1 protein-coding gene is annotated in these 1,232 nt (G+C 71.3%); it reads left to right on the top strand.

Features of this window, described 5'->3' with window-relative positions:
* The coding region (locus tag ACZ7HQ_RS45640) for a phenylacetate--CoA ligase family protein (protein WP_471003582.1) at positions 1–1,232 on the top strand (1,232 nt) is incomplete at both ends.

Raw genomic sequence — 1,232 nt, 5'->3', positions numbered from 1 at the left:
GGCCCCGCGGGGCCGCGCCCCGCCGGGCACCGAAGCGGGCGACGACTTCTGGTCCGCCTACGGGCAGGTGAGCGACGCGTTCTACCGCGGTGACCTCACCGCCGCCGACCACGAACGCTGGCAGAGCGAGCGGCTGACGGCCGTACTGCGCCACGTCACCCTGCGCTCGCCGTTCTACCGCCGCCACCTGGCCGGCGTGGACGTCGAGGCCGTCACCCCCGCGAACCTGGCGGAACTGCCCTTCACCACCAAGGACGACCTGCGGCGGGAGATGCACGACGTCCTGTCGGGTCCGCTGCACGAAGCGCGCATCTACTACGAGACCACCGGAACCACCGGCGCCGCCACCCCGTGCCCGCGCGGCGAGAAGGACATCGCGACCAGCAACATCGCCGTCCGGGAGTCCTGGCGCCGCATGCTGGAGGCCCGGTTCCGGGACCGGATGCCCGTCGTGGGCCTGATGGGGCCGTCGGAACTGTACGCGTTCGGGGACGTGTTCACCGCGGTGGCAGCGGAGCTGGGAGCCTGTCACGTCAAGATCTGGCCCGAGTCCCCCAGGGTCGGGTTCCGCAAGGCGCTGCGGCTGATCGAGGAGCTGGAGGTCGAGGTCATCGTCTGCGCTCCGGCCCTGTGCCTGAGCCTTGCCAAGGCGGCCCTGCACTACGGCTACGACCTGGCCGAACTGCCGGTGAAGCTCTTCCTCACGCTGGGGGAGATCTGCACCCCGCAGTTCGCCGACAACGTGGCGACCCTGTGGCCGCAAGCCGTCGTACGGCCCACCCTCTACGGCTCCCAGGAAGCCCTGTGCATCGCCACCGGCGCGGACACCGGAGCGCTCCACCTCGCCCAGCCCAACTACCTGGTCGAACTGGTCGAACCGGACACCGGCACCGTGGTCGGCGACACGGGTGAGGGCGAACTCGTCCTCACCATGCTGGTGGACGGCATCAAACCACTGATCCGCTACCGCACCGGGGACCTGGTCCGCATCCTTCCGGCGAGCCCCGGGGACCCGCTGCCGGGACCGCGGATCCAGGTCATCGGCCGGGTCGCGGACCGCATCCCCCTGGGCGACGTGACCCTCCAGCCCGCCGAGCTGGAAGCCGCGATCCTCGACGGGGTCGGCGGCTGCCTCGGCTACCAGGTCGTCATCGACCGGCACGACGACGGCAGCGACGCCGTCACCGTGCGTATGGACCTGCTGGCCGGCGCCGACGGGGAACGGCAGGGCA

The organism is Streptomyces sp. NPDC037290 (genome assembly GCF_055603245.1).
Note: the sequence above shows the minus strand (reverse complement) of the source record. Positions and strands in the feature narration are given on the sequence as shown.